Here is a 24,893-nt window from a genome sequence, read left to right as displayed (position 1 = left end):
GCGCCGGGAGGCACGCTGTGATCGCGGCGCGCGAACGCGGTGGCGCGGGCTGGTGGGCTGCGGAGCCGGGGTCAGTCGGCGGCGGGGTCAGTCGGCGGCAGGGCGGCGGCCGATCATCAGGCGTTGCAGCACGATGAACACGAGCAGCAGGGCGCCGATGACGATCCGGGTCCACCAGGAGCTGAGCGTGCCCTGGAAGTTGATGACCGTCTGGATCATGCCGAGGACGAGCACGCCGAGGGCGGTGCCCAGGACGAAGCCGGAGCCTCCGGTCAGCAGCGTGCCGCCGATCACGGTGGCGGCGATCGCGTCGAGTTCCATGCCCATGGCGTGGAGGGCGTAGCCGGAGAGCATGTAGAAGGTCAGCAGCAGGCCGCCGAGCGCGGAGCACAGGCCGCTGACGGCGTACACGGCGATCTTGGTGGAGCCCGCCGGAAGACCCATCAGGCGTGCGGAGGACTCGTTGCCGCCCAGCGCGTACACGTTGCGGCCGAAGCGCGTGTGGTGCAGTACGACGAAGGCGATCACCAGCACGGCCAGGGCGATGACCACCGGGATCGAGACGAACAGTCCCGCCGGCCCGTACAGCCTGGTCTGCGCGATTCCCGCCGTGGTGGGGTCGCTGATCGTGATGGATTCGGTGCTGATCGTGTAGCAGAGCCCGCGGGCGAGGAACATGCCGGCCAGGGTGACGATGAACGGCTGGATCTCGAAGGTGTGGATGATCCAGCCCATGAGCGTTCCGCTCGCGGCGCCGACGAGCAGGACCAGCGGGATGACGGTGGCCAGGGGCCAGCCGTGCGACTCGACCAGCCAGGCCGTGAGCATGGTCGACAGGGCCACCATGGAGCCGACGGACAGGTCGATGCCGCCGGTGAGGATGACGAAGGTCGCCCCGACCGCGACGACCAGGAGGAATCCGTTGTCGATCAGCAGGTTCAGTACGACTTGCGCGGAGAGGAAGCCCTCGTAGCGCACCGATCCGACGCTGAACATGACGGCCAGCAGGACGGCCGTGACGATCAGTGGGATACGGGTGCGGGTGCGCGGGGACACGGTCGCGAAGGGGCGGGTGAGGTGCGCGGCGGCGCTCGCGATGCCGGTACTCATGCGCGTACCTCCTGCTGCTGCGGGGTGGCGCCCGCCGCGGTGTGGGATCGGGGAGTGGTCGTCCTGCGGCGGCGCAGGACCTTGGCCCGGAAGACCGGGGACTGGACGAGGCAGACGACGATGACGACGAAGGCCTTGAAGACGAGGGTGGTCTCGGGTGGGACGCCGAGGGTGTAGACGGTGGTGGACAGGGTCTGGATGATCAGTGCGCCCAGAACGGTGCCGCCGAGGGAGAAGCGTCCTCCGGTCAGTGCGGTGCCGCCGACGACGACGGCGAGGATCGCGTCGAGCTCGATCCACAGTCCGGCGTTGTTGCCGTCGGCGCTGGAGACGTTGGAGCTGATCATCAGCCCGGCGACGGCGGCGCACAGCGCGCTGAAGACGTAGACCAGGGCGAGCAGGCCGCCGGCCCGGATGCCGACGAGGCGGCTGGCGGCGGGGTTGCCGCCGACGGACTCGATCAGCATGCCGAGTGCGCTGCGGCGGGTGACGAAGGCGGTGAGCGCGACGAGGGCGGCTGCCAGGAGGACGGCGAACGGGAAGGTCAGCCAGTAGCCCCCGCCGATCATTTTGTAGGGGGCGCTGGTCACCGTGACGATCTGGCCGTCCGTGATCAGCTGGGCGACGCCGCGGCCCGCGACCATGAGGATCAAGGTGGCCACGATGGGCTGCACCCCCAGCCCGGACACGAGGAAGCCGTTGGCGAGGCCCAGTACGAGGGCGACGCCGAGCGCGAGGGAGACGGCCGTGAGCAGGGTGGCGACGCTGCCGGGATGCGCGGCGGTGGAGATGTGCCCACAGGCGAGGGCGCCGGCGATGGCGACGGTGGAACCCACCGAGAGGTCGATCCCGCGGGTCGCGATGACCAGGGTCATGCCGAGCGCCACCAGGATGAGGGGCGCACCGAACTGCAGGATGTCGATGAGGCTGCCGTAGAGGTGGCCGTCGCGTATGCGGACGGAGAAGAAGTCGTGGTGGAACGCGAGGTTGCCGAGGAGCAGGGCGAGCAGGATGAGCGCGGGCCACAGCAGGCGGTGGCCGGCCAGCCGTCTCCCGATCGCGGCGGCCGCCTCGGCCTTGGCGGGCTGGGTGGTCATGAGTCCGTTCCGGTGGCGATGGTCGTGAGGAGGCGTTCCGGCGTGACGGTGTCGTCGTTCGCGAGGGTGGCCACCATGCGGTGGTCGCGGAGCACGGCGATGCGGTGGCTCAGGCGCAGGACCTCTTCGAGTTCCGCGGAGATGAACAGCACCGCGGTGCCTTCGCCCGCCAGGCGGGCCACGAGTTTCTGAATCTCCGCCTTGGCTCCGATGTCGATGCCCCGGGTGGGTTCGTCGAGGATCAGGAGCCGGGGGTCGGTCAGCAGCCAGCGCGCGAGCAGGACCTTCTGCTGGTTGCCTCCGCTGAGGTGGCGTACCTGCGCTTCGGGGTCGGCGGGGCGGATGTCCAGGGCTTCGATCCAGTGCCGTGCCAGTTCGTCCTGTTTCGCACGGGCCAGCGGCCTGGTCCAGCCGCGGGCGGCCTGCAACGCGAGGATGATGTTCTCGCGGACCGTGAGCTCGCCCACCAGTCCCTCGGACTTGCGGTTCTCGGAACAGAACGCGATGCCCCGGGCGATGGCGTGGCGGGGGGTGCGCAGGAGTACCTTCTTGCCCTCGATGCTCACCTCTCCGGCGTCCGCGCTGTCCGCGCCGAACAGGAGGCGCGCCACCTCGGTGCGGCCCGAGCCCAGGAGGCCGGCCAGTCCGATGACCTCGCCGGCATGGATGTCGAGGTCGTACGGTTCGATCGAGCCCGTGCGGGTCAGCTGTCGTGCCCGGAGGAACGGCTCGCCGGCCTCCCGTTCGGCCGCTTCCTCGTGGGCACGGCCGGACAGCTGGTCGAGGGTGGCCAGTTCTCCGCCGATCATGCGCTGCACCAGCGTCACCGGGGTGAGTTCGCCGATGGGGTACTCGCCTTCCATCCGGCCGTTGCGCAGGATGGTGACGCGGTCGCAGAGATCGAATACCTGGTCGAGGAAGTGCGTGACGAACAGGATGGCCACACCGCGGTCCCGCAGGCGCCGCACCAGGGTGAAGAGCTGGGCGACCTCCTCGCGATCCAGGCTGGAGGTGGGTTCGTCCAGCACGAGCACCTTCGCCGAGACGTCCACCGCCCGGACGATGGCGACCAGTTGCTGCACCGCCAGGGAATGTGAATCGAGCAGACTGGTGACGTCCAGTTCGAGGTCCAGTTCCGTCAGCAGCTCGGCCGCCCGCTGCCGCATCGCGGACCAGTGGATGAGACCGAACCGGCGCGGTTCGCGCCCGATGAGGATGTTCTCGGCGACCGAGATGTTCGGGCAGAGGTTCACCTCCTGGTAGACGGTGCTGATGCCGGCCCGCTGCGCCTGGAGGGGGTCCGTGAACGCGTGGGGCCGGCCGTCGACGACGATGGTGCCGCCGTCGGCGGGGTGGACGCCGGTGAGCACCTTGATCAAGGTGGACTTCCCGGCGCCGTTCTCGCCCATCAAGGCGTGCACCTCACCGGGGAAGAGCCGCAGGGCGACTCCGTCGAGGGCGAGCACGCCCGGGAACTGCTTGCGGATGTCGTGGGCTTCCAGGACCGGCCGCGGGCCGCCGGCGCCCGTGGGCGGCGGGGTGGACGGAGATGCCATCCGCCCTCCTCTCATGTGTGGGGTGGGGTGGGGTGGTGGAGCGGGCTCCGGTGCCAGGCGTCACGGGCCCCGCGAGCTCCGGAGGAGACGGGCCGGGCCGGGCCTCTCGCGGCACCGGAACCTGCCGCGTCAGTAGTTCCGGGTCGGCAGGGCGGCCGCGGCCTTGTCCTGCGGGAAGACGCCCTCCTGGGTCTCGACCCGGGTCGGGACGCTCTCCCCCGCCACGACCTTCTTGGCCAGCTCCATCAGCTGGTCGCCGAGCATCGGGTTGCACTCCACCACGACGTTGATCTTGCCCTCCGTCATCGCGACGAAGGCGTCCTTGATTCCGTCCACCGAGATCACCTTGATGTCCGTACCGGGCTTCTTGCCGGACTCCTCGATGGCCTGGATGGCGCCGAGGGCCATGTCGTCGTTGTGGGCGTAGAGGACGTCGATGTCCTTCTGGGACTTCAAGAACGCCTGCATGACCTCCTTGCCCTTGGCGCGGGTGAAGTCGCCCGTCTGCGAAGCGACGATCTTGAACTTGCCGTCGGCGCGGATCGCGTCGGCGAAGCCGGCCTTGCGGTCGTTGGCGGGTGCGGAGCCCGTGGTGCCCTGGAGCTCGACGATGTTGACCGGGCCCTGTTCGTTCGCGTACGCGCCGGTCAGCCACTCGCCCGCGGACTTGCCCTCCTTGACGAAGTCCGAGCCCAGGAAGGTCTTGTAGAGGGAGGTGTCCTTGGTGTCCACGGCGCGGTCGGTGAGGATGACCGGGATGCCCGCGTCCTTGGCCTCCTTCAGCACCGTGTCCCAGCCGGACTCCACGACCGGCGAGAAGGCGATCACGTCGACCTTCTGCTGGATGAAGGTGCGGATCGCCTTGATCTGGTTCTCCTGCTTCTGCTGAGCATCGGAGAACTTGAGTTCGATCCCGGCCTTCTTCGCCGCCTCCTGGACGGACTTGGTGTTGGCGGTACGCCAACCGCTCTCGGCGCCGACCTGGGCGAAGCCCATGGTGATCGCGCCGCCGGAGCCCGTCTTGGCCCCGGAGGCCGGGGTGGAAGCGGGGCCCTCGGTCGAGCAGGCGGTCAACGCCGAGGAGGCGAGAAGGGCGACGGTGAGGACGAGAGCTGCTCTGCGAGCCATGACGGGTGTCCTTTCGGGGTGTACGGAAGAGGCTCCGCACGGCCGGTGCCGGGCCGTGCCCGTGGTCATGGGCGTGGCGGGGGGCGGGGGCGGGGCGGGGGCGACCGGAACGGGATGCCCTTGAGAAGGGGCGCCGTCGCATTGTGAGCGCTAACAAGCCGGGTTCTCAACCCCTCTGCGCGCGTTACCTGTCCGTTACCACGTCACGTGGGGCAACGAGGCGGGCTCCATCCGTTCGCGAGACCGTCGACGCCGTCGCCCGGATCAGAGACCTCAACCCGCGTCGAATCAACCACACATCGAGGCGAGGCCCCGTATACGAAGGCCGCCGCGCCAAGGGGGTCTCCCACATGATCCACGCAGACCTCTTGCCTATCGACATTGTTAGCGCTCACACTGCAAGGCATCGGACCCTTCGCCGACCGTCAGGATTGTCGGACGGCATCTCCGGCTGCCGGGCCGCGCCGCGTGCCGCCCCCACGGCTCCTTCGAAAGGCACTCTGTTGACGTCACCCCATCCCCTCGCGCCCACCCCGCCTTCCGAGGAATCGGAGCAGTACACGGTCGGCGTCGACTTCGGCACGCTGTCGGGCCGCGCCGTGGTGGTGCGGGTTCGCGACGGTCAGGAACTGGCCGCGGCCGTCCACGCCTACCGGCACGGCGTCATCGACCGATACCTGCCGCAAGGCGGTGCGCCGCTGCCTCCGGACTGGGCCCTGCAACACCCCCAGGACTGGCGGGACGTACTGCGTCACGCCGTCCCGCAGGCCCTGGCGGCGGCGGGGATCGATCCCGCCGCGGTGATCGGCATCGCCACCGACTTCACCGCCTGCACCGTCCTGCCCACGCTGGCCGACGGGACTCCCCTCGCCGAGACCGAGCTCGCCGGACGCCCGCACGCGTGGCCCAAGCTGTGGAAGCACCACGCCGCCCAGTCCCATGCCGACCGCATCAACGAACTCGCCCACGCCCGCGGGGAGAAGTGGATCGCCCGCTACGGCGGCCGGATCTCCGCCGAGTGGCAGTTCGCGAAGGCCCTCCAGGTCCTGGAGGAGGATCCGCTCGTCTACGAAAGCTGCGCGCGGTGGATCGAGGCCGCCGACTGGATCGTGTGGCAGCTCACCGGAACCGAGTCCCGCAACGCCTGCACCGCCGGATACAAGGGCATCCACCAGGACGGCGCCTACCCGAGCGAGGAGTACCTGGCCGCGCTGAACCCCCGGTTCGCCGACTTCGCACGCACCCGCCTCGAATTCCCCCTCTCCGCTCTGGGCTCACGCGTGGGCTCGCTCAGTACGCAGGCGGCAGCGTGGACGGGGCTGCGGCCCGGCATCGCCGTGGCCGCGGGCAACGTCGACGCCCATGTCACCGCGGCGGCGGCCCAGGCCGTCGAGGACGGACAACTGCTCGCCATCATGGGGACCTCCACCTGCCACGTCGTGAACGCCCCCGTCCTGGCCGACGTCCCCGGCATCTGCGGTGTCGTGGCCGGCGGGATCGTCGAGGGAGCCTACGGCTACGAGGCCGGCCAGAGCGCGGTCGGCGACATCTTCGCCTGGGTGCTGGACCAAGGCGTCCCGTCGGACTACCTCGCCGAGGCCGCCGAGCGCGGCGAGGACCTGCACACCCTGCTGACCCGGAAGGCCGCCGGACAGCCGGTCGGCGGACACGGACTGGTCGCCCTCGACTGGCTGAACGGCAACCGTTCGGTCCTCGTCGACCACCACCTCTCCGGAGTCATCGTGGGTCTCACCCTCGCGACCCGCCCCGAGGACGTCTACCGCGCACTGCTCGAAGCCACCGCGTTCGGCACCCGCGTCATCGTGGAGACCCTGGAAGCAGGCGGCGTACCGGTCCACGAGTTCATCGTCGCCGGCGGACTGGCCAAGAACGAACTGCTGATGCAGATCTACTCCGACGTGCTGCGCCGCCCCGTCTCCCTCGCCGCGTCCGACCAGGGCCCCGCCCTCGGGTCGGCCATCCACGCCGCCGTAGCCGCCGGCGCGCACGCCGACGTACGGACGGCCACCGCCGCCATGGGCCGCCGACTGCCGGCCGTCTACTTGCCCGACGCCCCGCGGGCCGACGCGTACGACGCCCTCTTCGCCGAATACCGGCTCCTGCACGACCACTTCGCCACCGGTGGCCTGCTGCACCGCCTGAGGCACATCCGCGACACGACCCACACCGCGGGCTGACCCCCGCCCCCGTTGCCCGTTCCCGAATCCCCACCCGCGCGCCGCCCTCACCAGCGCTGCGGGACGTCACCTTCAGGAGTCCATGTGCCCAGCCGAACATCCCCCGCCCAGGAGATCTGGTTCCTCACCGGCAGCCAAGGCCTGTACGGGGAGGAGACGCTGAAGCAGGTCGCCGAACAGTCGCGGCAGATCGCCACCGCGCTGGCCGACGCCTCCGGCATTCCCGCGCGTGTGGTGTGGAAGCCGGTACTGACCGACGCCGACGCCATCCGCCGGGTGTGCCTCGACGCGAACGCCGACGACCGGTGCATCGGGCTCATCGCCTGGATGCACACCTTCTCGCCGGCCAAGATGTGGATCGCCGGACTGGACGCGCTGCGCAAGCCGTTGCTGCACCTCCACACCCAGTCGAACGTGGCCCTGCCCTGGGACACCATCGACATGGACTTCATGAACCTCAACCAAGCCGCCCACGGAGACCGCGAGTTCGGGCACATCCAGACCCGTCTCGGCGTACCCCGCAAGACCGTGGCCGGCCACGTCACCGATCCGGTGACGAGCGCACGCGTCGCGGTCTGGGCGCGGGCGGCCGCCGCACGATCCGAACTGGCCACCCTCAAGGTCGCCCGCTTCGGCGACAACATGCGCGACGTGGCCGTCACCGAGGGCGACAAGGTCGAGGCCCAGCTGCGCTTCGGCGTCTCCGTCAACACCTACGGCGTCAACGACCTGGTGGAGGTCGTCGACAGCGCGGACGAGACCGAGGTGGCTTCCCTCGTCGAGGAGTACGCCGACCTGTACGACCTGGCGCCGGAACTGCGACCGGGCGGCGGACGGCATGACGCGCTGCGTTACGCGGCCCGCATCGAAGCCGGCCTGCGCACCTTCCTCGAAACGGGCGGCTTCGGGGCCTTCACCACCAACTTCGAGGACCTGGGCGGACTGCGCCAGCTGCCCGGCCTCGCCGTGCAGCGGCTTATGGCCCAGGGGTACGGCTTCGGAGGAGAGGGCGACTGGAAGACCGCCGTCCTGCTGCGCGCCCTCAAAGTGGCTGCCGTCGGCCTCCCGGGCGGCACCTCCTTCATGGAGGACTACACCTACGACCTGACACCCGGCAACGAGCTCATCCTCGGTGCGCACATGCTGGAAGTCTGCCCCACCATCGCCGCCGCCAGGCCCAGCTGCGAGATCCACCCCCTCGGCATCGGCGGGCGGGAGGACCCGGTGCGCCTGGTGTTCGACGCGGCCCCCGGCCCGGCCGTGGTGGTCGGGCTCGCCGACCTCGGCGACCGCTTCCGCCTGATCGCCAACGACATCGACGTGGTGGCGCCCCCTCACCCGCTGCCCGCCCTGCCCGTTGCCCGCGCGGTCTGGCGGCCCCGCCCCGACCTGCGGACCTCCACCGAATCCTGGCTGACGGCCGGAGGACCGCACCACACCGTCCTCAGCACCGCCCTCACCTCCGACCACCTCGACGACCTGGCGGAAATGCTCCGCCTGGAACTCGCCCTCATCGAGGAGACCACGACTCCGAAGCAGTTCCGGCGCGATCTCCGCTGGAACCAGGCGTACTACCGGCTGGCACTGGGGCTGTGAACCGCTCGAAGCCCGGGGCGTCCCGCCGTCACCGGTGACGACGCGGCCGGGCTTCCGGGAGAGCGGGCGACGGATGGACGCGTAGAGGCCGGGCAGGCCCTTGCGGGCTGCCCGGCCTCGTCGTACGCGGAGCTGCTCTTCAGGCGGGGCGGGCTGTCATTCGAGCAGCTCCGCGTACGAGCCCATGGCCAGGGCGATGTCCGCCTGGGCCCAGAACCGGTGGTAGGTGAAGGCGGGCGCGGCGCCGCCGGCGAGGTAGGCCTCGATCTTCGGCCAGGCCGGGTCGTCCTGGTAGAAGGTGCGGATCGAGGCGAAGGTGGAGGCGGAGTTCACCGTGTCGCCGTTCGGCATCGTGCCGGTCCAGGTGCTGGGGATGTACACCGGGTCGTTGAAGCGGCTGTAGTCGGTCCGGGTCTCCTCGACGGAGACGCCCAGGGGGTCCTGGTGGTGGGCCCACATGCCGTCGAGCAGGGCCTTGGCGACCCGCTTGGCCTCGGCGTTGCCGGACTTCGCGGCGTAGTAGGTGAGGGTCTTGGCGTAGGCGGCGGCCACGCCCACGTCGTCGGTGTAGTCGGCGACGGTGACGTGCAGGCCCGCGTTGGCGCCGGGAGCGGACGCGTTCCAGGTGTCGGGGGCGCCGGACCACTTGAGGGTGGAGGGGATGCGGTACGTGCCGTCGGGGTTGATCGTGGTCTTCGACAGGGCCCAGCCGACCCACTTGTCGAGCACGGCCTTGGCGCCTGCGTCACCCGTCTGCTCGTAGAGCTCGGCGACCCGCTCCATGGACCAGGCCTGGAAGCCGAACCACTGGTTGGACGCCGGGTCCTGGTAGACGGGCTTCTCGTCGTAGAAGAGCCCGTGGAAGGTGGGGGTTCCGGCCGGAGGCTGCGCGTACCGCCCCTGCCAGCTGTTGGTCGCCCCGCCCGCGATGGCGCCCTCGTCGGACTGGAGCCAGCGGTAGAACTCCAGCTGCCGGTCGAGGCTGGTCGCCCAGTCCGCCGAGCCGGTCGCCGACTTGGGCTTCAGCGGGGCGTACTCGCTGAGCGCGTAGGCGGCGAGGGGGTTCTGGTAGCCGCCGTGGGCGTGACTGGAGCCGATCCGCCAGGACCAGGCGGCCGCGGTGTCGGTGGCGCCGCCCCAGGCGTAGTACCAGGACATCAGGTAGTGCGCGCTGTCCTTGCCCGTGCCGGCGGGGCAGACGGTCGGGCCGACACAGTTCCCCGCCTTCTTGAAGTACTTGTCGAACATGGAGTACCGCAGGTAGTCGCCCATCTTGGCCGCCTTGGAGACGGTCGCGGTGACCTGGGTTCCCTTGCCCTGCTCCTTGGCCCAGATGTCGGCCCAGTAGGCGGCCTGGATGGCGCGCGCGTCGGCGTCCGGGGCGTTGGTGAACTTCCACTGCTTGGCGTAGGAGGCGTCCCCGGTGAAGAGGTCGAGGTAGCCGTTCTTGCCCCCGTAGGCGAACTTGTCGCAGGTGGGGTGCGGAACGGTCTCCCAGACCGATTCCTCCGGTCCGCGCTGGAAGGTGTTGATGTACGAGGGTCCGGTCGCGGTCGGTCCGGCGGAGCACTTTCCGGGCTCGTTGCCGAAGCCGTAGACGTTGTCGACGTCCTGGAGCCAGTGCATCCCGTAGATGTCGTCCGTGCCGTACGCGCTCTTCAGCTCGCCGGCGAGCGGGTCCACGCCGGAGGCGACTCCCCCGTCCAGCTTCGCCGGGTACTGCGAGGGGAGGTCGTGCTCGGGGGCGTAGGTGGCGGGCTTGGAGGCGTTGTAGGAACCGGTCGTCGGCTGGTCGGCGTGGGTGGGGATCATGAACTTCTCCATGGTGTCCCACGCGCCGTTGAACTTGGTCCAGTCTCCGGTGATCTTCCCGTACATCGCCTGCAGCCAGATCAGATAGCTGTAGGCCTCCGAGGTCGTCTCGTGTCCGTGGTCCGGGGCCTCCACGATCAGCGTCTCGACGGAGTGGTACGGGATGCCCTCGGGCGAGAAGTAGCCGTTGGCCGGGTTGGTGATCTTCCCGTGGAGGTCGAGGAAGCGGGCGTCGTACGTGGAGTCGGCAGCCAGCTGGGCTACCGTCACCTCGACCTTGGCATGGCCGGGGGCGGTCGCGGTGAAGACGGCGGAGCCGCTGCCGGTGGTGCCGGCGGTGACCGTCACCTTCTGGGCGGTGTTCCAGTTCGCCTGGGTGAACGTGAGCGTCGCGGGCGCCGCGGTGAGGTCGGTGTTGCCCGAGGTGCGGGCGATGCCCACCGTGACGTTCGCGGCCGGCTGCTTGGACAGCTTCAGGCCGAAGGTTCCCGTCTCCCCGCGGCGTACGGAGAGCTGTGCGGGGGTGGCGACAAGTGCGGGGCCGGCGGCGACGGTGATGCCGACGGGCGCTGATTCGGCGGACGCCCCGAGGCTGTCGTAGGCCTTCGCGTAGAGGGAGTGGGAACCAGCCGCGAGGCCGGTCGCATCCAGGGTGAAGGGCGCCGTGGAGTCCGTGCCCAGCAGCGTGGTGTCGCTGTAGAACTCGACCTTGCCCACGGTGGCGCCGTCAGCCGCGGCGGCGGTGGCGGCGAGCGGGACGGGCGTGCCCGCCGTGTATACGGCGCCTGCGGTGGGGCTGGTCAGGACGGCTACCGGGGGCTGGTGGGCTCCGGCGCACGGGGTGCCGTTGACGGCGAAGGAGGTGGGGGCGGCGTTGCTCCCGCTGTACGCGAACTGGGCGCCGGCGGTGACGGCCGCGCCGGCGGCGACGGTCTTGTTCCAGTCCGCGGCCGTGACGCTGACCGTCTTGCCGGACTGGGACCAGGTGCCGTTCCAGCCGTTGGTGAGCTGCTGATTGCCCGAGTAGCCGTAGGTGAGGGTCCAGCCGTCGAGCGGGGTCGCGGACCGGTTGGTGAGGGTGAGCTCGGCGGTGAAGCCCGAGCCCCAGTCATTGGTCTTGTAGTCGACGCTGCACTGCACGGCCGCGGCCTCGGCGGTGCTCGCGCCGACGGCCGTCAGACCGAGGGGAAGGGACAGGGATACGGCTACGGCCGACGCTGTCAGCAGCTTGCGTCGGGCGTGTGGTCTGGGTGGGGGGTGTGCAGACATGCGGATGGTTCTCCTCGCGGCTCGGGGAGACGGGTGGGAAGCACGATTGCGCACAAGCTCCGACCAGTGGGAGCGCTCCCACCATGCAGAGGCGGTACGTACGGCGTCAAGACGTGTGAAGAGTCGAATGCATTCCGTCAGGAATTTACTCAACACCTCTTTTGTTTGGCGGTAGTTGACGCTACGGTCTGGCCCCAACCAGTGGGAGCGGTTCCATCAGTCGGCGCGCCGGCACAGTGCGCCCCTGCCGCAAGGACCGCCCATGTGACATCGCCGCGTCTGTCGGCGCTGCTCGGCGGAGCAGCGCCGGCCTTGCGTGACGGCGGTACGGCCGCCGCCTGGCCCGTCCACGGCTCCACCACTTCTTTCCCCAGCAAGCCACGCCGAGACTCCACACCCCGCCCCGCCCGCCGCCCGGTCCCGCCCGTCATCCGGGTTCCCCCGGTGACGGGCGAGGCCTGCGCGAACACCCGCGGTCACGCGTTCGTCCACCGCGTCATGGCGTGGTCCGCGCCCGCGCCCTCTGTGCCGCGGCTGTACCCGGACCCCTGGAACTGATCCTCAGGGACGGCCCCGACACCTCGAGCGAGGGCAATCCATCCGATGTGTCACCGGGCTGCGCACCCGCCTGCGCACCCTCAACTGAAAGGCACCCCACGAAATGAGCCGCACGATCCCCCGCACCGCACTTCTGGCGGCGCTCAGTCTGGTCACGGCAGCCGGCGCGACCGCGACGGTCTTCGGCACCTCCGCCGGCGCCGCCTCCGCCGGCTGCAAGGTCGAGTACCAGATCCCCAACCAGTGGAACACCGGGTTCGGCGCGAACGTGATCGTCACCAACACCGGTGACCCGGTCGCCTCCTGGACCCTGGAGTGGTCCTACGCGAACGGCCAGCAGGTCACCCAGGGCTGGAACGCCACGATCACCCAGTCCGGCGCCGCGGTGACGGCGAAGAGCCTCTCCTACAACGGGTCGCTGGCCACGGGCGGTTCGACCTCCTTCGGGTTCAACGGTTCGCACACCGGCACGAACACCGTCCCCGCGACGTTCAAGCTCAACGGCGTCACCTGCAACGGCACGACCGACCCGACCCAGCCGCCGACCACTCCCCCGACGACCCCGCCCACCACACCCCCCACGACCCCGCCGCCGACCGGCGGCAAGGTCGACAACCCGTACGCCGGCGCCAAGATGTACGTGAACCCCGAATGGTCCGCCAAGGCCGCCGCCGAACCGGGCGGCAGCAGGGTGGCGAACCAGCCCACCTCCGTCTGGCTGGACCGCACCGCCGCCATCGCGGGTGTCAACGGCGGGATGGGCCTGCGCGCCCACCTCGACGCGGCGCTGGCGCAGAAGGGCAGCGGCGAGATGGTCGTCCAGTTCGTGATCTACAACCTGCCCGGACGCGACTGTTCGGCGCTCGCCTCCAACGGTGAGCTCGGGCCGACCGAGATCGACAGGTACAAGACGCAGTACATCGACCCGATCGCAGCGATCCAGGCCGACCCCAAGTACGCGGGGCTGCGGATCGTCAACACCGTCGAGATCGACTCCCTGCCGAACCTGGTCACCAACGTCTCCGGCCGCCCCACGGCCGTCGCCAACTGCGACGTGATGAAGACCAACGGCAACTACATCAAGGGCGTCGGCTACGCCCTGAACAAGCTCGGTGCCATCGCCAACGTCTACAACTACGTGGACGCGGGCCACCACGGCTGGCTCGGCTGGGACGACAACCTGGGCGCCTCCGCGGAAATGTTCAAGCAGGCGGCCAGCGCCGAGGGCTCCACGCTCTCCAACGTGCACGGCTTCATCGTCAACACCGCCAACTACAGCGCCCTGAAGGAGGACCACTTCAAGATCGAAGACTCGGTCAACGGCACCTCCGTACGCCAGTCGAAGTGGGTCGACTGGAACCGCTACACCGACGAGCTGTCCTACGCCCAGGGCATGCGGACCAAGCTGGTCTCGCTGGGCTTCGACTCCGGCATCGGCATGCTGATCGACACCTCCCGCAACGGCTGGGGCGGCGCGGCCCGCCCGACCGGCCCCGGCGCGCTGACGAACGTGGACACCTTCGTCAACGGCGGCCGCTACGACCGGCGCATCCACCTCGGCAACTGGTGCAACCAGTCCGGCGCCGGCCTCGGCGAACGGCCGCAGGCGGCACCCGCCGCCGGCATCGACGCGTACGTGTGGGTCAAGCCTCCGGGCGAGTCGGACGGCGCGAGCAAGGAGATCCCGAACGACGAGGGCAAGGGCTTCGACCGGATGTGCGACCCCACCTACACGGGCAACGTACGCAACGGCAACAGCATGTCGGGGTCCCTCCCGGACGCGCCGCTCGCCGGACAGTGGTTCTCCGCCCAGTTCCAGGAGCTCATGAAGAACGCCCACCCGGCGCTGTGACACACAGCCGGTGAAGGACCCGGAGCCGTACGGAGTCGTCTGCATTCCGTACGGCTGCGGGCCGTACCGCACTCAGGCCTGAGGCCTCAGGCCTCAGAGCTCAGGCCCCAGCAGCACTCAGCAGCAGCTCGGATCCCTCAGTTCTCAGGAGGAATCCCGCACGATCAGCTCCGTGGGAAGGACCCGCCGCCGCTCCTCCCCCGACGCGGGACCGGCTCCGGACGCCTCCGCGATCTTCTGGAGCAGCAGCCGGGTCATCGTGCGTCCCATCTCCTCGATCGGCTGGCGCACGCTCGTCAGGGGCGGATCCATCAGGCGGGCCACCGTCGAATCGTCGACCCCCACGAGGGCCACGTCCTCCGGGATCCGCCGCCCGGCCTCGCGCAGCACCCCGCGCGCGCCCGCCGCCATCACGTCGGAGGCGGCGAAGACCGCGTCCAGGCCGGGGGCGCGCTCCAGGAGCTCGCGCATCGCCAGCCGGCCGCCCTCCTCGGTGAAGTCCCCGGTCGCCACCAGCGACTCGTCGGGCAGGATCCCGGCCTCCGCGAGCCCCGCGCGGTAGCCGCCCAGACGCGCGCGGGCCACGTACATGTCCAGCGGGCCGCTGATGGTCGCGATCCTGCTCCGGCCCCGCCCCACCAGGTGGGCGACGGCCGCCCGTCCCGCGCCGATGTTGTCGGAGTCCACGTAGGCGACGGGTTCGGCCTCGGAACGCCGGCCGTTCATGACGACCGGCAACCCCAGTCGTGCGATCCGGTCCGGCAGCGGGTCGTCGCCGTGGACGGACGCCAGCAGGACGCCGTCGACCCGCTGGGCGGCCAGGTAGTCCTCGAACCGCTTCCGCTCCGCCTCGGTACGGACCAGGGTGAGCAGCAGCTGCTTGTCGGCTTCGGCGAGTTCTGCGCTGACGCCACGGATCAGGTCGAGGAAGTACGGCTCCGAGAACAGCCGGGCTTCGGTCTCCGGGATGACGAGGGCGACCGCGTCGGTCCGGCTCCCGGCCAGCGCTCTGGCCGCCTGATTGGGTACGTACCCCAGCTCGGCGACGGCGCGGGCGACGGCGTCCCTGGCCTGCTCGCTCACCCGTGGGGAGCCGTTGATCACCCGGGAGACCGTGCCCCGGCCGACACCGGCCAGCGCCGCGACCTCTTCCAGGGTGGGCCTGCCGTTCTGCCGTCCGCTCACGACCCTCGAACTCCCCTCGTGCGACATCGCACTCCGCGCCGGCCGGGCCAGCTGATCAGGTGAATCAGGTGAATAAGGCACGATGATGGACCCCAACCGCGTCGCACGGCACACGTTACGCCGACGAACTCATGGGAGCGCTCCCACACTACCCCTGATTCCTCGGACTTGCCACGCCCGCCTTCACAATCCGGCGGGTCGCACCGGAGAAGCGAGGGGCAAGCGTGCGCGGAAACCTCTCTGTAATGAATCCGCGTTCATCTCTTGACACCTACACCCGCCAGGCCGCAACCTTCCGGCAGCGACGTGGGAGCGCTCCCATCCAGGGGTGCGACAACGCCCTTCACATCAGGTCCGGGCATGGCCCTCGCCGAGCCGCGAACAGCCTGTCGGACCCCCTGGCGCACAACGAGCACCACCTTGGACGAGGAGAGTGGAATGCGCACTTCCAGCAGCAGACACGGACGCCGTGCCACCGTCGCCGCGGCCGTCGCCGTCGTGACCGGTGCGGCCTTGCTCACAGGCTGCGGCAGCGACAGCGATGGCGGCAAGGATGCCGGCGCGGCCGGCGGCGAGCAGATCACGCTGCGGATCGGCACCTTCGGTTCCTTCGGCTACGACGACGCGACCGGCGCCAAGCTCTACGCCGAGTACACGAAGACCCACCCGAACATCAAGATCGAAGAGTCGAACGTCGCGGACGGCCAGAAGTACTGGGACACGCTCAAGCTGCGCCTCTCCCGCGACAGCGGCCTCGCGGACATCCAGGCCCTGGAGGTGGGCTACATCGCGGAGGCGACCGGTCCGGCCATGGCGGACAAGTGGACCGACCTCGGCAAGACCGGAGGCGCAGACGTCGGCGCGTTCCTGGACTGGAAGGTCAAGCAGGCCACCACGGGCGACGGCAAGGTGATCGGCCTCGGCACGGACATCGGCCCGATGGCCATCTGCTACAACAAGGACCTCTTCGCCAAGGCCGGCCTGCCGACCGATCGCACCGAGGTCGCGAAGCTGTGGGCGGGCGACTGGGCGAAGTTCATCGCCACCGGCGAGACGTACAAGAAGAGCGCCCCGGAGGGGACCGCCTTCCACGACTCCGCGAGCGGTCTGTTCAACGCGGTGATCTCCAGCGAGCCGGTGCAGTACGCGAACGCCAAGGGCGAGCTGGATTACGAGAACAGCCCGGGTGTGAAGAAGGCGTGGGACACCGCCGTGGCGGCGGCGAAGGGCGAACTGACCGGGAAACTGCGCCAGTTCGACGAGAAGGGCACCTGGAACGCGGCCTTCAAGAACACGAAGTTCGCCACCGTCGCCTGCCCCAGCTGGATGACGGGCATCATCAAGGACCAGGCGGGCCCGGAGAACCAGGGGAAGTGGGACATCGCCGCGCCGCCCGTGGCCGGCAACTGGGGCGGCTCGTTCCTCGCCGTGCCGAAGTCGGGCAAGCACGCCAAGGAGGCGGCCGAGCTGGCCGCCTGGCTCACCGCACCGGCGCAGCACGCCAAGGTCTTCGGCGTGAACGGCAACATCCCCTCCTCCAAGGACACCCTGAGCTCCCCGGTGGTGCAGGGCGCCAAGCTGCCGTACTTCGGTGAGACCCCGGTCGGGAAGATCTACTCGGAGGCGGCGGCCGGCATCACGCCCGCCCCGATCAGCCGCTGGGACGGCCAGGTGAAGACCTTCCTCACCGACAACGGCATCCTCGACATCGAGCAGCGCGGCACCGACCCGGCGAAGGCCTGGGAGAACGTCAAGAAGCTGGTCGACGACAAGATCGACCAATAGCGGGGGCAGTGTGACGGCCCGCCGCCACCCGCTACCTCCCCGCGGGTGGCGGCGGGCCGTCGACCGTCCGCACCCACCGCATCACTGAACGCATCGACCTGGAAGGACGCCCCCCGTGGCCACCTCCGTACGGGCGACGGGTGGCGGCTCCGCGCCGCCCGCCGCACAAGCCCCGGGCTCCAGCGCCGGCCCCGGCTCCCACAGGCAGCGACCCTCGGGCCGGAGCGGTTGGCGCAGCACGCTCTACCGCCTCGATCTGAAGGCGATCCCGTACGTCTTCATCGCTCCCTTCTTCCTCACCTTCGCGGCCTTCGGGCTCTTCCCCCTGATCTACACGGGCTGGCTCTCGCTCCACCGCGTCGAACTCGGCGGCAGCGCGCAATGGAAGGGGATGGAGAACTACACCTCCCTGGCGACCAGCGAGTTCTTCTGGAACGCGCTGGCCAACACCTTCACCATCGGCGTGATCTCCACCGTTCCCCAGCTGCTGATGGCCCTCGGTCTCGCGCACCTGCTCAACTACAAGCTGCGCGGCCGCGGCTTCTTCCGCGTCGCGGTCCTCGCCCCGTACGCCACCTCCATCGCGGCGGCGACGCTCGTCTTCGCGCAGCTCTTCAACACCGACTACGGCCTGATCAACACGGTCCTGGGCTGGGTCGGCTTCGAGCCGGTCGCCTGGGAATCCTCCAAGTGGCCCGCGCAGATAGCGATTTCGACGATCGTCACCTGGCGCTGGACCGGCTACAACGCGCTCATCTATCTGGCGGCGATGCAGGCCGTACCCCAGGACCTCTACGAGGCCGCGGCCCTGGACGGGGCCTCGCGCTGGCGCCAGTTCCTCAGCGTCACCATCCCCTCCATCCGGCCGACGATCCTCTTCACCGTCATCGTCTCCACCATCGGCGCCACCCAGTTGTTCGGCGAGCCGATGCTCTTCGGCGGCAGCGTCGGCATCAGCGGCGGCAGCGGAAACCAGTTCCAGACGCTGAGCCTGCTCATGTACGAGAAGGGGTGGGTCACCGGCGCGCTGGGTCAGGCCTCCGCCATCGCCTGGGTCATGCTGCTGCTCCTCCTGCTCATCGGCGGCCTCCAGGCGCTGATCTCCCGCTCGAACCGCAATCGCAGCCGACGCAACCTCAACCACCGCAGTAGCAGCCGCTCCGGCCACATCCGCACGAAGGCGGGGAGCTGACCCCATGGCCCGCACACTCGAAAAGACCACCACCGCCGCGGCGCCGCGCGCAAGGCGCCTTCGCTCGTCGGCCGGCCGACAGCACCATGCGGGACCGCTCACCTACGTCCTGCTGGTATTGGCCGCCCTCGTCTCCCTCTTCCCGCTGTACTGGAACCTCGTAGCCGCCTCCCACACGGGCGAGCGCGTGGTCGAGGCCCCGGCCCCGCTCCTGCCCGGCCCCCGGCTCTTCGACAACCTCGCCTTCGCCTGGAACCAGGTCGACATGGGCGAGGCGCTGGTCAACACGACCATCGTGGCCGGGCTCGTGGCGCTGTCCACCGTCCTGTTCTCCACCCTGGCCGGCTTCGCCTTCGCCAAACTGCCCTTCAAGGGCCGGGGCGCCCTGCTGGCACTGGTGGTGGCGACCATGACGATTCCGCCGCAGCTCAGCGTCATCCCGCTCTACCAGATCATCACCGACCTCGGCTGGGTCGACCAGCTCCAGTCGGTGGTCCTGCCCTCGCTGGTCGCCGCCTTCGGTGTGTTCTTCATGCGCCAGTACCTCATCGAGGCACTGCCGGTGGAGCTGGTGGAGGCGGCGAGGATGGACGGCGCGCACAGCCTGCGCATCATCTGGCACGTGGTCTTCCCCGTAGCCCGGCCCGCGATGGCGGTCCTGGGGATGCTCGTCTTCGTCCAGGCCTGGAACGACTTCTTCTGGCCGTTCATCGCGCTGACCCCGGACGGGAATCCGACCCTCCAGGTCGCCCTGGCCGGCCTCGGCGCGGGCAATCACACCGTCGACCAGGCCGTCGTCCTGACCGGCGCACTCATATCCACGCTGCCCCTGCTGCTGGTCTTCGCCGTACTCGGCAAGCACATCGTGGGCGGAATCACCGCCGGCGCCGTCAAGAACTGACGGCGTTCGCCCGGGAACGGCCTACCTCGTCGGCCTGTTCGCGCCCCGTCTTCCGGCACCGGTTCATCCGGCACGACTTCAACCACACTTACGTTGGGAGCGCTCTCCTATGACCGCGTCCGAGACCCGGCCACTCACCGCCACCCGCACGTTCCCGTCCGGCTTCCTCTGGGGCACGGCCACCGCCGCGTACCAGATCGAGGGCGCCGCCCGCGAGGACGGACGGACCCCGTCCATCTGGGACACCTTCTCCCACACCCCGGGCAAGGTCTTCGAAGGCCACACCGGTGACGTGGCCGTCGACCACTACCACCGCTTCCCCGAGGACGTCCGGCTGATGTCCGAACTGGGCCTGGGCGCCTATCGGTTCTCCGTCTCCTGGTCGCGCGTCCAGCCGACCGGCCGGGGACCTGCCGTACAGAAGGGCCTCGACTTCTACCGCAAGCTGGTCGACGAACTGCTCGCCGCCGGCATCACCCCCGCCCTCACCCTCTACCACTGGGACCTCCCCCAGGACCTGGAGGACGCGGGGGGCTGGCCGGAACGCTCCACCGCCGAGCGCTTCGCCACGTACGCGGGCCAGGTGGCCGACGCCCTCGGGGACCGGGTGAAACACTGGATCACCCTCAACGAGCCCTGGTGCAGCGCGTTCCTCGGCTACGCCTCCGGCGTGCACGCCCCGGGCCGGACCGACCCCGTCGCCGCCCTGCGCGCGGCCCACCACCTCAACCTCGGCCACGGCCTCGCCGTCCAGGCCCTGCGCGCCGCACTGCCCGCGGACGCCCAGCTCGCCGTCTCCCTCAACCTCCACGAGGTCCGCCCCCTGACCCCCTCACCCGAGGACCAGGACGCGGCCCGGCGCGTCGACGCCGTCGGCAACCGCATCTGGCTGGGCCCCATGCTGGAGGGCGGATACCCCCAGGACCTCCTCGCGGACACCGCGCACCTGACCGACTGGTCCTTCGTCCGGGACGGCGACACCTCCACGATCCACCAGCCCCTGGACCTCCTCGCCGTCAACTACTACACCCCGACAGTCGTCTCGCACGTCGCGCCGGGCGACCAGAGGCCGCAGGACGACGGCCACGGCAACAGCGATCACTCCCCCTGGCCCGGCGCGGACGAGGTCGCCTTCCACCAGGCACCGGGCGAACGCACGGCGATGGGCTGGCCCGTGGACCCGAACGCCCTGTACGACCTGCTGACCCGGACCGCCGCCCGGTACCCCGGACTGCCGCTCGTCATCAGCGAGAACGGAGCGGCGTACGAGGACGAGATCGGACCCGACGGCACGGTCCACGACCCCGAACGCGCCGCCTACGTCCACGCCCACCTGGAGGCCGTACACCGGGCGATCACCGACGGGGTGGACGTACGCGGCTACTTCCTCTGGTCATTGCTCGACAACTTCGAGTGGTCCTACGGCTACGCCAAACGCTTCGGCGCGATCCACGTCGACTACGACACCCTGAAGCGCACACCCAAATCGAGCGCGCACTGGTACGCCCGCGTGGCCCGGACGGGAGAGCTGCACGCTCCTGGCGACGCGTAGAGCCGTTCCGGTCACAGCACCAGTCAGCGGATGGGCAGGCGGGTGGGGTCGGCGATGATCTGTTGGACCGTCGACCATGCCGCACCCAGGACCGGTCCGCGGCGCCCCAGGGCGGAGGGGCGTACCGCCTCCGGGTTCCAGGGCCGGACGGTGACCCGGGCGGCCAGTTCGGCGCGTACCGACGGGAGGAGCCAGTCGGCGAGTTCGGTGTAGGCGCCGCCCAGCACGAGGCCGTCCGGGTCGATCAGGTTCACCGCCGAGGTCAGGGCGAGGCCCAGGGCCCGTCCTGCGCGGTCCAGGGCGCGCAGGGTCGCGGCGTCCCCGGTGGCTGCCCGTTCGGCGAGCAGGGCCACCGGGTCGCCGACGTGTCCGAGCCCGGCCTCGCGCAGTACGGCCGCCTCGCCCGCGTACTGCTCCAGGCAGCCGCGTGCCCCGCAGGCGCAAGGGGCGCCCTCCGGGTGGACGGGCAGGTGGCCGAGTTCGCCCGCGAAGCCGCGGGCGCCCCGGAACAGCTGTCCGCCGATGACCACCGCGGCACCGATTCCGGCCTCGGCTGAGACGTGTACGAAGGTCTCGGCGGGGTTGCCCCGGTGCCACTGTTCGGCCAGCGCCCCCAGGTTGGCTTCGTTCTCCGGCTCGGGCGCGGTATCGGGGTCGGGCCAGTGGTCGGCGGGGCGCACTGCCTGCCAGCCGAGGTTCGGCGCGTTCGCGACCAGCCCGCCCGGGGTGTTCGGCACCACCCCCGGCACGGCCAGGACGCGGCCCTCGACGCGCAGGCCGAGGGCCGCGGCCTCGGACTCCGCCTCGGCGCCCAGCGCGGCGGCCTCCGCCAGCACCTCTCCGGCCGGCCGGCCCGCGTTGGCCCGCTCCACGCGACGCCAGACCCGGGGTTCACCGCGCAGGTCCACGACGCACGCGGCGAGATGGGTGACGCCGATCTCCAGGCCGAGGCCCGCGGGACCCCGATCGTTCAGGGCCAGCGCCCGTCCGGGACGGCCGACCCGTCCGCTGGGCGCGGTCTCCGTCTCGGTCAGCGCTCCCCGACCGATGAGCTCGTCGACCATGGAGGAGACGGCCGGCCTGGTCAGGCCCGTGTGCCCGGCCACGTCCGCCCGGGAGAGCGGCCCGTGCGCGGCGACCACGCCGATCACCACCGCGAGGTTCCGCCGGCGCATCCCCTGCTGCGAGGCGGGCGCGGCCTCCGCGCCCCCGCTCGCCCTGCCGGTCCCCGTCATCGGCCCGCCCCTCCTATCGCTCTCCCGGCGGGACCTCCTGCAGGGCCCGCGCCCGCCGCAGCGTACTGGTGATCCGTTCGAGCGTGTCGTCGTCCCGGGGTACGGGCTCCAGGACCCGGCCCTCGGCGGTCCGCCAGCGCCGGGCGACGGCGTCGGCGGGCTCACCGGTGAGCAGTGCGGCGGCCTGGGCGGCGGCCCCGAGCGCGACCAGTTCCCGGGCCTCGGGCACCTGGACCGCTCGGCCGGACAGTCGCAGGACGGTCCGCTGCCAGGCCCTGCCGCGGGCTCCGCCGCCGATCAGCAGCAGGGGTTCGTCGGGGTCGGGGCTCTCGCCTCCGGCGCGCAGTACGTCGTCCAGGGCCACGAGCAGGGCGTGGGCGGCGCCGTCGTGGGCGGCCTGGAGCACCTGACCGGGCGTGGTGTCGTGGCGCAGGCCGTGGACCAGGCCGGAAGCGCCCGGGAGGTCGGGGGTGCGCTCGCCGTCCAGGTAGGGAAGCACCACCACGGTGCCGCCTCCCTCGACGTCCTCGCGGTCGCGGCCGACGAGGGCGGCGATGCGGTCGACGGCGAGGGTGCAGTTGAGCGTGCAGGCGAGCGGCAGCCAGCCGCCGAGGGCATCGGCGAAGCCGGCGACGGTTCCGCCCGGGTCGGCGGGCCGGGTCCGGCCGACGGCGTAGACGGTGCCGGAGGTACCGAGGCTCAGCACCGGCCGCCCGGGGGTCAGGCCCAGCCCGAGGGCGGCGGCCATGTTGTCACCGGTCCCGGTCGCCACCAGTGCGCCCTCGCGCAGCGGCATCCCGGCCCGGACGACGCCCGCCCGGGCTCCCGGCGCCAGGACCTGCGGCAGCAGCCCGGGGTCGAGGCCGATCCGGCCGAGGACGTCCTGGTCGTAGCCGTCCGGGCCCCACCAGCCGGTTCCCGACGCGTCTCCGCGGTCCGTCACCGCCTCACCGGTCAGCCGCTCCGTCAGGAAGTCGTGGGGAAGCCGGACGGCCGCGACGCGGTCGGCGGCGGCACGCTCGTTCGTGTGCAGCCAGGCCCATTTGGCGGCCGTGAAGGCGGCCGTCGGGACGCTTCCGGTGCGGCGGGCGAGCTCTGCCGCGCCGAACGCGGCTGCGAGTCCGGCGGCCTGCGGGGCGGAGCGGACGTCGTTCCAGAGCAGTGCCGGGCGCACCGGCCGTCCGGCCGCATCGAGGGTGACCAGGCCGTGCTGCTGGCCGGCGATCGAGCAGGCGGCGGCGCGGTCCGCCCAGCCGGTGCCCGCCATGGCCTCGCCGAGCGCCCGCCACCACTGTTCGGGGTCGCTCTCGCGGCCGGCGCCCGCGCTGACGGCGTGCGCGGCGCGGCCCTCGCCAAGGACGGCGCCGGTGTCCAGGTCGACGGCGAGGGCCTTGGTGGACTGGGTCGAGCTGTCGACACCGATCACGACACGCTGAGCAGACATGCGTTCCTCCGGTGGGGTTCCTTCTGGCGTCTCGGCATACTAATTTGTTTTTCGCCATTACAAATAGCCCTCGGCTCAGATCCGGAGCGCCTCATGACCAGCGACCCGCTCGTCCCCACTCCCGCGCACAGGTTCACCTTCGGCCTGTGGACCGTCGGCTGGCAGGGCCGGGACCCCTTCGGCGACGCCACCCGACCCGCCCTCGACCCGGTCGAGACCGTGGAGCGGCTGGCCGAGCTCGGCGCCTACGGCGTCACGTTCCACGACGACGACCTGATCCCCTTCGGCGCCGGCGACGCCGCCCGCGAGCAGGCGGTCAAGCGCTTCCGCACCGCACTGGACACGGCCGGGCTGAAGGTGCCGATGGCCACGACGAACCTCTTCACCCACCCGGTGTTCAAGGACGGCGCCTTCACCGCGAACGACCGGGACGTGCGCCGGTACGCGCTGCGCAAGACGATCCGCAACATCGACCTGGCCGTGGAACTCGGCGCCTCGGTCTACGTCGCCTGGGGCGGCCGCGAAGGCGCGGAGTCGGGCGCGGCCAAGGACGTGCGCTCCGCCCTCGACCGGCTGAAGGAGGCCTTCGACCTGCTGGGCGAGTACGTCGAGAACCAGGGATACGACCTGCGCTTCGCGATCGAACCCAAGCCCAACGAGCCGCGCGGCGACATCCTGCTGCCCACCATCGGCCACGCCCTGGCGTTCATCAACGAGCTGGAGCGGCCCGGGCGGGTCGGCCTCAACCCGGAGGTCGGCCACGAGCAGATGGCCGGGCTGAACTTCCCGCACGGCATCGCCCAGGCCCTGTGGCACGGCAAGCTGTTCCACATCGACCTCAACGGCCAGACCGGCATCAAGTACGACCAGGACCTGCGCTTCGGCGCCGGCGACCTGCGCCAGGCCTTCTGGCTGGTCGACCTGCTGGAGTCGGCCGGCTACGACGGCCCCCGCCACTTCGACTTCAAGCCGCCGCGCACCGAGGACTCCGCCGGCGTCTGGGCTTCGGCGGCCGGCTGCATGCGCAACTACCTGCTCCTGGCGGAGCGCGCCCGCGCCTTCCGGTCCGATCCGGAGGTCCGGGCCGCGCTCTCCGCCTCCCGGCTGCCCGAACTGGCCCTCCCCACCGCCGCGGACGGCCTGGCCGGGCTGCTGGCCGACCCGACCGCCTTCGACGCCTTCGACGTCGACGCCGCCGCCCGCCGCGGCATGGCCTTCGAGCAGCTGGACCAGCTCGCCCTCGAACACCTCCTCGGCGCCCGCTGAGCCGGTGCACCCAAGAGCGGGGCCGTGGCGTTCCACGGCCCGGCTCCCCTGCGCCTTGGCCGAACCGGGGCTGCAGGGATAGACGCGGGCGAGATCGACGCCGGAGACAGGATGAGGAGCCCCAGCCGATGCGCGGCTGGGGCTCCTCGGTTGCGGT

General features: G+C 70.8%; 17 protein-coding genes. 9 read left to right on the top strand and 8 right to left on the bottom strand.

Annotated elements, in window-relative coordinates; genetic code table 11:
• Positions 1-87: 87 nt before the first annotated feature.
• The 4 genes from yjfF to AC3IYI_RS35410 form a co-directional block, all read right to left on the bottom strand.
• The gene (gene yjfF, locus AC3IYI_RS35425; RefSeq protein ID WP_489407524.1) at positions 88-1,110 is read right to left on the bottom strand and encodes a galactofuranose ABC transporter, permease protein YjfF; all 1,023 of its coding nucleotides are present in this window, start codon (positions 1,108-1,110) and stop codon (positions 88-90) included.
• Positions 1,107-2,207, bottom strand: coding sequence for an ABC transporter permease (locus tag AC3IYI_RS35420; protein WP_489407523.1), 1,101 nt, complete (start codon positions 2,205-2,207; stop codon positions 1,107-1,109). The genes yjfF and AC3IYI_RS35420 overlap by 4 nt, the downstream gene beginning before the upstream one ends.
• Entirely contained in the window at positions 2,204-3,763 is a 1,560-nt protein-coding gene (locus tag AC3IYI_RS35415) for a sugar ABC transporter ATP-binding protein (protein WP_489407522.1), read from the bottom strand. Before AC3IYI_RS35415 ends, AC3IYI_RS35420 begins: the two co-directional genes overlap by 4 nt.
• 129 nt (positions 3,764-3,892) lie before the next feature.
• A complete protein-coding gene (locus AC3IYI_RS35410; RefSeq protein WP_489407521.1) occupies positions 3,893-4,891 on the bottom strand; it encodes an ABC transporter substrate-binding protein in 999 nt (332 codons plus the stop codon).
• Positions 4,892-5,394: 503 nt separating this feature from the next.
• Between AC3IYI_RS35410 and araB the strand changes: the two genes are divergently transcribed.
• Both araB and araA read left to right on the top strand, forming a co-directional pair.
• A complete protein-coding gene (gene araB, locus AC3IYI_RS35405; RefSeq protein ID WP_489407520.1) occupies positions 5,395-7,089 on the top strand; it encodes a ribulokinase in 1,695 nt (564 codons plus the stop codon).
• A gap of 84 nt (positions 7,090-7,173) precedes the next feature.
• Positions 7,174-8,685 (top strand): L-arabinose isomerase, encoded by a 1,512-nt coding sequence (gene araA, locus AC3IYI_RS35400; RefSeq protein WP_489407519.1) that lies wholly within the window; start codon positions 7,174-7,176, stop codon positions 8,683-8,685.
• 156 nt (positions 8,686-8,841) lie between these two features.
• Here araA and AC3IYI_RS35395 read toward each other — a convergent pair whose 3' ends face one another.
• Positions 8,842-11,766, bottom strand: a complete 2,925-nt coding sequence (locus AC3IYI_RS35395) for a glycoside hydrolase family 48 protein (protein WP_489407518.1) — start codon at positions 11,764-11,766, stop codon at positions 8,842-8,844.
• A gap of 264 nt (positions 11,767-12,030) precedes the next feature.
• Here AC3IYI_RS35395 and AC3IYI_RS35390 point away from each other — a divergent pair, with 264 nt between their 5' ends.
• Entirely contained in the window at positions 12,031-12,324 is a 294-nt protein-coding gene (locus AC3IYI_RS35390; protein WP_489407517.1) for a hypothetical protein, read from the top strand.
• 103 nt (positions 12,325-12,427) lie between these two features.
• The gene (locus tag AC3IYI_RS35385) at positions 12,428-14,176 is read left to right on the top strand and encodes a glycoside hydrolase family 6 protein (protein WP_489407516.1); all 1,749 of its coding nucleotides are present in this window, start codon (positions 12,428-12,430) and stop codon (positions 14,174-14,176) included.
• A 144-nt stretch (positions 14,177-14,320) separates the two neighbouring features.
• On the opposite strand, the gene AC3IYI_RS35380 is transcribed toward AC3IYI_RS35385, so the two are convergent.
• Positions 14,321-15,388, bottom strand: coding sequence for a LacI family DNA-binding transcriptional regulator (locus tag AC3IYI_RS35380; RefSeq protein WP_489407515.1), 1,068 nt, complete (start codon positions 15,386-15,388; stop codon positions 14,321-14,323).
• Between the two features lie 411 nt (positions 15,389-15,799).
• On the opposite strand from AC3IYI_RS35380, the gene AC3IYI_RS35375 reads away from it, so the two are divergent.
• The 4 genes from AC3IYI_RS35375 (at position 15,800) to AC3IYI_RS35360 (ending at position 20,791) form a co-directional block, all read left to right on the top strand.
• Positions 15,800-17,146, top strand: coding sequence for an ABC transporter substrate-binding protein (locus AC3IYI_RS35375; RefSeq protein ID WP_489407514.1), 1,347 nt, complete (start codon positions 15,800-15,802; stop codon positions 17,144-17,146).
• 115 nt (positions 17,147-17,261) lie between these two features.
• Complete coding sequence (locus AC3IYI_RS35370) at positions 17,262-18,338, top strand: carbohydrate ABC transporter permease (RefSeq protein ID WP_489407513.1); 1,077 nt, start codon at positions 17,262-17,264, stop codon at positions 18,336-18,338.
• Positions 18,339-18,342: 4 nt separating this feature from the next.
• On the top strand, positions 18,343-19,239 hold the full coding sequence (locus AC3IYI_RS35365) for a carbohydrate ABC transporter permease (RefSeq protein ID WP_489407512.1): 897 nt from the start codon (positions 18,343-18,345) through the stop codon (positions 19,237-19,239).
• A gap of 109 nt (positions 19,240-19,348) precedes the next feature.
• A complete protein-coding gene (locus AC3IYI_RS35360; protein WP_489407511.1) occupies positions 19,349-20,791 on the top strand; it encodes a GH1 family beta-glucosidase in 1,443 nt (480 codons plus the stop codon).
• A gap of 23 nt (positions 20,792-20,814) precedes the next feature.
• Here the strand turns inward: AC3IYI_RS35360 and AC3IYI_RS35355 are convergent, their stop codons facing one another.
• Positions 20,815-22,026 carry an ROK family protein gene (locus AC3IYI_RS35355; RefSeq protein WP_489407510.1) on the bottom strand — a complete coding sequence of 404 codons (1,212 nt, stop codon included), beginning with the start codon at positions 22,024-22,026 and terminating at the stop codon, positions 20,815-20,817.
• Positions 22,027-22,039: 13 nt separating this feature from the next.
• Complete coding sequence (gene xylB, locus AC3IYI_RS35350; protein ID WP_489407509.1) at positions 22,040-23,470, bottom strand: xylulokinase; 1,431 nt, start codon at positions 23,468-23,470, stop codon at positions 22,040-22,042.
• A gap of 93 nt (positions 23,471-23,563) precedes the next feature.
• On the opposite strand from xylB, the gene xylA reads away from it, so the two are divergent.
• On the top strand, positions 23,564-24,736 hold the full coding sequence (gene xylA / locus AC3IYI_RS35345) for a xylose isomerase (RefSeq protein ID WP_489407508.1): 1,173 nt from the start codon (positions 23,564-23,566) through the stop codon (positions 24,734-24,736).
• Positions 24,737-24,893 lie beyond the last annotated feature (157 nt).

Source organism: Streptomyces sp. GL_148 (assembly GCF_057834205.1).
The sequence above is the reverse complement of the archived record's forward strand: the minus strand, read 5'-3'. Positions and strand labels throughout refer to the sequence as shown.

Coding starts and splice junctions, on each gene's coding strand:
- AC3IYI_RS35360 (WP_489407511.1), top strand. CDS start 19,349: ATGACCGCGTCCGAGACCCGGCCACTCACCGCCACCCGCACGTTCCCG.
- AC3IYI_RS35375 (WP_489407514.1), top strand. CDS start 15,800: ATGCGCACTTCCAGCAGCAGACACGGACGCCGTGCCACCGTCGCCGCG.
- AC3IYI_RS35415 (WP_489407522.1), bottom strand. CDS start 3,763: ATGGCATCTCCGTCCACCCCGCCGCCCACGGGCGCCGGCGGCCCGCGG.
- xylA (WP_489407508.1), top strand. CDS start 23,564: ATGACCAGCGACCCGCTCGTCCCCACTCCCGCGCACAGGTTCACCTTC.
- AC3IYI_RS35380 (WP_489407515.1), bottom strand. CDS start 15,388: ATGTCGCACGAGGGGAGTTCGAGGGTCGTGAGCGGACGGCAGAACGGC.
- AC3IYI_RS35365 (WP_489407512.1), top strand. CDS start 18,343: ATGGCCCGCACACTCGAAAAGACCACCACCGCCGCGGCGCCGCGCGCA.
- AC3IYI_RS35420 (WP_489407523.1), bottom strand. CDS start 2,207: ATGACCACCCAGCCCGCCAAGGCCGAGGCGGCCGCCGCGATCGGGAGA.
- AC3IYI_RS35385 (WP_489407516.1), top strand. CDS start 12,428: ATGAGCCGCACGATCCCCCGCACCGCACTTCTGGCGGCGCTCAGTCTG.
- AC3IYI_RS35395 (WP_489407518.1), bottom strand. CDS start 11,766: ATGTCTGCACACCCCCCACCCAGACCACACGCCCGACGCAAGCTGCTG.
- AC3IYI_RS35410 (WP_489407521.1), bottom strand. CDS start 4,891: ATGGCTCGCAGAGCAGCTCTCGTCCTCACCGTCGCCCTTCTCGCCTCC.
- yjfF (WP_489407524.1), bottom strand. CDS start 1,110: ATGAGTACCGGCATCGCGAGCGCCGCCGCGCACCTCACCCGCCCCTTC.
- AC3IYI_RS35355 (WP_489407510.1), bottom strand. CDS start 22,026: ATGACGGGGACCGGCAGGGCGAGCGGGGGCGCGGAGGCCGCGCCCGCC.
- xylB (WP_489407509.1), bottom strand. CDS start 23,470: ATGTCTGCTCAGCGTGTCGTGATCGGTGTCGACAGCTCGACCCAGTCC.